We start from the raw sequence: 2,467 nt of genomic DNA, 5'->3' as shown, positions 1-2,467 counted from the left end.
GCAACATAAGCCTTGATGGCCGCGCCATCTGCAAAGCTTTGAGTGGCCAGAGCATCCCACACCGCGGCCTGCCGGTCTGACGGCAGGCAGCCATCGGCCAGCTGGTAGGCAATGGCATCTCCCGCGCCGATGGTGTCGCCGGTCAGTGCCAGCCACTCGCCCACGCGGCCCGGGCAGCGGCTCAGGAAGTAACCCCCGCCCACGTCCGGGAACAGGCCAATCGCCGTCTCGGGCATGGCCATCTTGGTGCGCTCGGTCACTACGCGCAGGGCGGCGCCCTGGCTGATGCCCATGCCGCCCCCCATCACGATGCCATCCATGAAGGCGATGTAGGGCTTGGCGTAGTTGTGGATCAGGTGGTTGAGCGCGTATTCCTCGGTGAAGAAGTCCTCGATCAGCGGGTTGCCCTGGCTACCTGCCTGGTGCAGAAAGCGGATATCGCCGCCTGCGCAGAAAGCACCAAACGGGCCTTCCTTATTGCTGCCACGGATGGCCACGGCCAGCACCCGCGCATCGTTCTGCCATGCCAGCAGGATGCCCATCAGGTCACGCACCATACCCAGCGACAAGGCATTGAGCGCACGCGGGCGGTTCAGGGTAATGAAGCCCACCTGGCCACGCACTTCGCTCAACACTTCAGACACGACCGTCTCCGTCATTTTTGTTCCTTCCAACCCAACAGTTCATTGAAAACCAGCGCACCAATCACCAGTGCGCCCCCCGTCARCACCGCCGTGCCAGGCTTTTCGCCCGCGCCCAGCCATGCCAGCAAGATGCCAAAGATCACTTCAAGCAGCCCGAGCAGCGCCATCTCGGGCGCCTTGAGCACGCGCCCGCATCGCACGGCCAGCACACAAGGGATGGCCAATTGCACCACGCCCAGCAAGGCCAGCAGGCCCAGGTCGTGGGCCGACGCCTGAAAAGGCAGCGCCAGTGGCAGCGTGGCCACCACCGAAATCACTGCGCCGACCAACACCGCAGGCACCAGGTCCACCGCATGGCCATGGCGCTGCGAATGTTGTACCACCGTCCAGTTAATGGCGGCAGCCACAGGCACACACAGCGCCACCAGCGTGCCCGCCAGAGGGAGGCCCGCCATCTGCGAACCATACATCCACGCAATACCCAGCCCCGCCACAGCAATCGCAGCCCAGGTACGCGGGGCGATGTGATGGCCGATGAACACCCTTGCAAACAGCGCTGTGAGCAGCGGCCCCACGGCCATCGTGACCAGCACATTGGCCACCGGCATGAGAACCAGCGCCACCATGAACGCCGTGAACATCACGCTCCAGCACACGCCAGAGATCCACAACGCACGGCCACTGTGGCACATGGAGGCAAACACCGCCCTGCCCTGCAGCGCGGGCAAGATGACCAGCAGCGACAGCAACGTAAAAAAGCTGCGCCAGAAGGTCACTTCAAAACTTGCCGCATGCTCCAGGTGGCGCGTGACCACGCCGGCAATGGACCACATCAGGGTCACCGCCACCATCAGCAGCACTGCCCGGGTATGGGTGAGTTTCAACATGGTTTGTGCAGGGTTCAGACGGAAAAAAGGCCACTGCGTGGCAGTGGCCCTTTCGGAAACGCTGAGCTTATCAAGAACGGGAGGCGCGCTTGCGCTCGTTTTCGGTCAGATAGCGCTTGCGCAGGCGCACGGACTTGGGCGTGATTTCGACCAGTTCGTCGTCCTCGATGAACTCCACGCCGTATTCGAGCGTGAGKTCGATCGGSGGCGTGATCTTGATCGCGTCTTCCTTGCCSGASACRCGGAAGTTGGTCAGCTGCTTGGTACGTGTGGCGTTCACCACCAGGTCGTTATCACGGCTGTGGATGCCGACGATCATGCCTTCATACACAGGGTCGTTGGCCTTCACGAACATGCGACCACGGTCGTCCAGCTTGCCCAGCGCGTAGGTGAAGATTTCACCGTCGTCCATGGAGATCAGCACGCCGTTCTTGCGGCCGCCGATGTCGCCCTTGTGCGGCTCGTAGCTGTCGAAGATGTTGCTGATGAGGCCGGAGCCGCGCGTCAGGTTCAGGAATTCGTTGGTGAAACCGATCAGGCCACGGGCCGGGATGCGGTACTCCAGGCGAACGCGGCCACGGCCGTCGGACTCCATGTTCACCAGCTCGCCCTTGCGCTCGCCCAGGGCCTGCATCACGCCGCCCTGGTGGCCTTCTTCGATGTCGGCCGTCACCAGCTCGATAGGCTCGTGCTTGACACCGTCGATGTCCTTGAACACCACGCGGGGCTTGGACACGGCCAGCTCGTAACCTTCGCGGCGCATGTTTTCCARAAGGATGGTCAGGTGCAGTTCRCCRCGACCCATCACTTCGAAGATGCCTTCTTCGTCGGTTTCGTTCACGCGCAGSGCCACGTTGTGCTGCAGTTCCTTYTGCAGGCGGTCCCAGATCTGGCGGCTGGTSACGAACTTGCCTTCRCGGCCGGCCAGCGGGCTGG

Annotated in this window: 3 protein-coding genes; all 3 read right to left on the bottom strand. The window is 62.8% G+C overall.

Annotated features, from left to right (window positions below; genetic code table 11):
• The coding region (locus AC04MI_RS24610; protein ID WP_476498975.1) for a 3-hydroxyisobutyryl-CoA hydrolase at positions 1 to 659 on the bottom strand (659 nt) is incomplete at its 3' end.
• On the bottom strand, positions 656 to 1,531 hold the full coding sequence (locus AC04MI_RS24605) for a DMT family transporter (protein WP_476498974.1): 876 nt from the start codon (positions 1,529 to 1,531) through the stop codon (positions 656 to 658). The genes AC04MI_RS24605 and AC04MI_RS24610, both read right to left, overlap by 4 nt.
• A gap of 70 nt (positions 1,532 to 1,601) precedes the next feature.
• Positions 1,602 to 2,467: large ribosomal subunit assembly factor BipA (locus tag AC04MI_RS24600; RefSeq protein ID WP_476498973.1), on the bottom strand; the 866-nt coding region annotated here is incomplete at its 5' end.

It is taken from the genome of Acidovorax sp. LjRoot204 (assembly GCF_056175785.1).
Note: the sequence above shows the minus strand (reverse complement) of the source record. Positions and strands in the feature narration are given on the sequence as shown.